This is a genomic window from Phaeovulum sp. (assembly GCF_041596715.1).
Lineage (GTDB): Bacteria > Pseudomonadota > Alphaproteobacteria > Rhodobacterales > Rhodobacteraceae > UBA6213.
Window position 1 is genome coordinate 1 of the sequence record NZ_JBFHIA010000232.1, and the last position, 4,685, is coordinate 4,685.

Genomic DNA, 4,685 nt, shown 5'->3' on the forward strand with positions numbered 1-4,685 from the left:
AATCGCGCCGGCACTGGCGGCGGGCAACACCGTGGTGCTGAAACCGGCCGAGTATACGCCGCTGACCGCACTCGCCTTTGCCGAGATTTGCGCCGAGGTGGGCCTGCCCAAGGGCGTGGTCAACATCGTTACGGGTGACGGTGAAACCGGCGCGGCGCTGGTGGCTGCAAAGGTGGACAAGATCGCCTTCACCGGCTCGACCGAGGTTGGCCGCCTGATCCGCCGTGCTACGGCTGGCACCCCGAAAAAGCTGACGCTGGAACTTGGCGGCAAATCGCCCTTCGTCGTTTTTGCCGACGCCGATCTTGATGCCGCGGTTGAAGGCGTCGTTGATGCGATCTGGTTCAATCAGGGGCAAGTTTGCTGCGCGGGTTCGCGCATACTGGTGGCCGAGGCGGTTGAGGATGATTTCGTTTCCCGCTTGACCGCGCGGCTGGCCAAGCTGCGCCTTGGCGACCCGTTGGACAAATGCACCGATATCGGCGCCATCGTGCACCCGGTGCAACTTGACCGCATCCGCGCGCTGGTGGCCGAGGGCGAGGCCGCAGGGGCGCGCCTTGTGCAGGCCGAATGCCAGTTGCCCGCCAAGGGCAGCTTTTTCGCGCCCGGCTTCATGACCGGCGTGCACCCTGCCAACCCTGTCGCCATTGAAGAAATCTTTGGCCCCATCGCCACGCTTTCTACGTTTCGCACGCTGGATGAGGCGGTGGAACTGGCCAATAATACCCGCTACGGCCTCGCCGCCTCGATCTGGAGCGAGAATATCTCGCTCGCGCTTGATGTTGCATCGCGCATCAAGGCGGGGGTGGTCTGGGTCAACTCTACCAACCTGTTCGACGCAGGGGCGGGCTTTGGCGGTATGCGTGAAAGCGGCTTTGGCCGCGAAGGCGGGCGCGAGGGCATGGCCGCCTACCTGCGCCACGCCGAACCGAAAGCCGCGCCCGAAGAGGCGGCAGGCGCGCTGAATGGCAGCCCGGTGCCGGGCGCGCCCGAAGGGGCGGGCATCGACCGCACCGCGAAGCTTTATATCGGCGGCGCGCAAAAGCGCCCCGATGGCGGCTATTCCTACGCGGTTGCGGCGGGCGGCAAAACGCTGGGCCTCGCGCCACTTGGCAACCGCAAAGATATTCGCAACGCGGTCGAGGCCGCGCACAAGGCCAGCGGCTGGGGCAAGGCCACCGGCCACAACCGCGCGCAGGTTCTGTATTACATTGCCGAAAACCTCGCGGCCCGCGCCGCAGAGTTTGCCGCACGGCTGACCGAGGCTGGCGGCGACGGGGCCGAGGCCGAGGCGGCGGTCCGCAGGCTTTTCTACTACGCGGCACAGGCCGACAAGTTCGACGGTGCCGTGCATTCCACCAAATCGGCGCATGTCACGCTTGCCATGCCAGAGCCTTGGGGGGTGATGGGCATTGCCTGCCCCAATGCAGCGCCCTTGTTGGGTTTTGTCAGCCTCGTTGCGCCCGCAATCGCCATGGGCAACCGCGTGATCGCTATTCCGGCGCAGTCGATGCCGCTGGCCGTGACAGACCTTTACAGCGTGTTCGACACCTCTGATCTGCCGGGCGGCGTGGTGAACATCGTTACCGGCAACCGCGATGAACTGACCAAGACCTTGGCCCAGCACGATGATGTGGCCGCACTTTGGTATTGCGGCAGCCGCGAAGGTGCCGCGATGGTCGAGATCGAAAGCGCAGGCAACCTCAAGGCGACGTGGATTTTGGCGAACCGCGATTGGCAAGGGCCGGGCGCGCAGGGGCGCGGCTTTCTAGAACGCGCGACGCAGATCAAGAATATCTGGGTGCCTTACGGCGATTAGCACCCGGCAAGCCCTGCGGCTTGCCGGATTGCGATTTCGGCGTGCCCGATGTTTCAGGCGTTGGCTTCGCGGATCTTGTCGGCGGCATCCTTGCTGTAGGCAACGCCTTTGGCATCAAACAGCGCGTCAAGCTCGCCCGTCAGGGTCATTTCCGTGACGATGTCGCAGCCGCCCACGAACTCGCCCTTGACGTAAAGCTGCGGAATCGTCGGCCAGTCGGAAAAGTCCTTGATGCCTTGGCGCAGATCGGCGTCGGCAAGAACGTCCACATCCTTGAAGTTGACGCCCATGAAGTTGAGTACGCCCGCCACGCGGCTGGAAAAGCCGCATTTCGGCATTTCTTTGGTGCCTTTCATGTAAAGCACCACGTCGTTTGCCTTGATCGTTTCGCGAATAGCGTTCGCTGCGTCGGTCATGTCATATCCTTGCAGTTGGGTGTTACTCGGGCGCCTTGGTGGTCAGCGCCAACGCATGTAGCGGCGCGCTTGGCCCTTCCATCGCGCCTTTGAGGGCAGCCATCACGGCGCGTTGCTGCTGCACGCGGTTCATCCCCACGAAAGAGGCATCGATGACCTCGGCAGCCCAATGCTTACCGTCGCCCGCCATGTCGGTGATCGTGATGCGCGCTTGGGGAAACTGCGCACGGATCAGGTTTTCGATATCGCGGGCTTCAATGGCCATGTGCGTCTCCTAGCTGGTTGGTCAAGATTTAGGGCCGCCACGCCCGCGCCGCAAGTGCGGCCTTTACAAGAGCGCGGCTCATTGCGGCCGCTGGCGGCGGTATTTTAAGCAAAGGCGTGGCGGCGTCTTGTGCGGCGCGGGCACTCCGGCAAGGCCGGGGTGCCGCCCGCCCGGCTCGGTTCAACCAACCGCAGCGGCAAAAGCCGTGCGGAAAAGCGCCGAAAGCTCTGCAATCGGGGCGGTATCGCCGCCAAGGCTGACAACGCTTCCCCCAAAGCTGCCCACTCGCGCCATGGGAACCCCCGCAGTGCGCGCCTGCGCCTCCAGCGCCGCAACGTCGGCAGGGCGCACGGCCACAAGGTAGCGCGCCTGATCTTCGCCGAATAGCTGGCCTATGTCGCTAGCATCAAGCACCACGCCCAAGCCCGCACCTTCGGCCATCTCAAAGGCCGCCAGCGCCAGCCCGCCATCGGAAAGGTCGGTGGCGGCGGCCAACAGTTTGCGGTTGGCACGCAGGAACTCGCCATGCTTGCGCTCGGCGGCAAGGTCCACGTGCGGCGCATCGCCAGCCTCAAGCCCGAAGGCCTCGGCCAGCAGCGCCGATTGGCCAAGGTGGCCCGCGGTGGTGCCGATCACCAGCGCCACATCGCCCTCGCCGGGCAACCCTGCGATGATGTCGTCAAGCGACGCGATCAGCCCGACGCCGCCAATGGTCGGGGTCGGCAGAATCCCCGTGCCATCGGTTTCGTTGTAAAGCGAGACGTTGCCCGAAACGATCGGGAAGTCGAGCGCAAGGCAGGCCGCGCCGATACCCTTCACCGCACCCACCAGCTGGCCCATGATCTCGGGCTTTTCGGGATTGCCGAAGTTGAGGTTGTCGGTCGCGGCCAAGGGAAGCGCGCCCGCGGCGGTCAGGTTGCGATAGGCTTCGGCCACGGCTTGCGCGCCGCCCTGATAGGGGTTGGCCTTCACATAGCGCGGTGTCACGTCCGAGGTGAAGGCAAGCGCCTTGTCGGTGCCATGCACCCGCACCACGCCCGCGCCCAAACCGGGGCGGCGCACCGTATCGGCACCCACTTGGCAATCGTATTGTTCCCACACCCACGCCTTGTGCGCATAGCTCGGGCTACCGATCAGCGCGCGAAGCGCCGCGATCGGGGCAATTGCCGGAATCTGCCCCAGCGGCGCAGGTGTCGGTGTTTCAACCCAAGGCCGGTCATATTCGGGCGCGCTTGAAGATAGTTTCGACAGCGGCAGATCGGCTTTCACTTCGTTGCCGTGCAGAATCAGGAACCGATCCTCTGCAATCGTTTCACCGACGATCGCGAAATCCAGATCCCATTTTTCAAATATCGCCCGCGCATCCGCCTCGCGCTCGGGTTTGAGCACCATCAACATGCGCTCTTGGCTTTCGCTCAGCATCATCTCATAGGCGCTCATGCCGGTTTCGCGCACTGGCACCCGGTCGAGATCAAGCTTGATGCCCAGCCCGCCCTTGTCGCCCATTTCGACCGCCGAACAGGTCAGCCCTGCCGCACCCATATCTTGGATCGAGATCACCGAGTCCGAGGCCATCAGTTCCAGACACGCCTCCAGCAGGCATTTTTCGGTGAAAGGGTCGCCCACCTGCACCGTGGGGCGCTTTTCTTCGATGGTATCGTCAAACTCGGCGCTGGCCATCGTGGCACCGCCAACCCCGTCGCGCCCGGTCTTGGCGCCAAGGTAGACCACCGGCATGCCAACGCCCGAGGCGGCGGAATAGAAAATCTTGTCGGCATCCGCCAAGCCCGCCGCAAAGGCGTTGACCAGACAGTTGCCGTTGTAGCTGCGATGAAAGCGCACCTCGCCGCCGACGTTGGGCACACCAAAGGCATTGCCATAGGCACCGATACCTTCGACGACACCTTTGACCAGATGCGCGGTCTTGGGGTGCTCGGGCATCCCGAAGCTTAGGCTGTCCATCGCCGCGATCGGCCGCGCGCCCATGGTAAAGACATCGCGCAAGATCCCGCCAATGCCGGTGGCCGCCCCCTGATGCGGTTCAATGTAGCTCGGGTGGTTGTGGCTCTCCATCTTGAAGATCACCGCCTGCCCATCGCCAATGTCCACGACACCCGCATTTTCGCCCGGCCCGCAGATCACTTGCGGCCCGCTGGTGGGCAGCGTGCGCAGCCATTTCTTCGAG

General features: G+C 64.1%; 4 protein-coding genes. 1 reads left to right on the top strand and 3 read right to left on the bottom strand.

Features of this window, described 5'->3' with window-relative positions; all coding sequences use genetic code 11:
* Window positions 1–1,819 (top strand): aldehyde dehydrogenase family protein (locus ABY403_RS13515; RefSeq protein WP_372841355.1); only part of this gene is annotated, 1,819 nt, incomplete at its 5' end.
* A gap of 53 nt (window positions 1,820–1,872) precedes the next feature.
* Here ABY403_RS13515 and grxD read toward each other — a convergent pair.
* The 3 genes from grxD to purL form a co-directional block, all read right to left on the bottom strand.
* A complete protein-coding gene (gene grxD, locus ABY403_RS13520; protein ID WP_372841356.1) occupies window positions 1,873–2,235 on the bottom strand; it encodes a Grx4 family monothiol glutaredoxin in 363 nt (120 codons plus the stop codon).
* A gap of 22 nt (window positions 2,236–2,257) precedes the next feature.
* The gene (locus ABY403_RS13525; protein WP_372841357.1) at window positions 2,258–2,500 is read right to left on the bottom strand and encodes a BolA/IbaG family iron-sulfur metabolism protein; all 243 of its coding nucleotides are present in this window, start codon (window positions 2,498–2,500) and stop codon (window positions 2,258–2,260) included.
* A gap of 180 nt (window positions 2,501–2,680) precedes the next feature.
* The coding region (purL, locus tag ABY403_RS13530) for a phosphoribosylformylglycinamidine synthase subunit PurL (protein ID WP_372841358.1) at window positions 2,681–4,685 on the bottom strand (2,005 nt) is incomplete at its 5' end.

Coding starts and splice junctions, on each gene's coding strand:
- grxD (WP_372841356.1), bottom strand. CDS start 2,235: ATGACCGACGCAGCGAACGCTATTCGCGAAACGATCAAGGCAAACGAC.
- ABY403_RS13525 (WP_372841357.1), bottom strand. CDS start 2,500: ATGGCCATTGAAGCCCGCGATATCGAAAACCTGATCCGTGCGCAGTTT.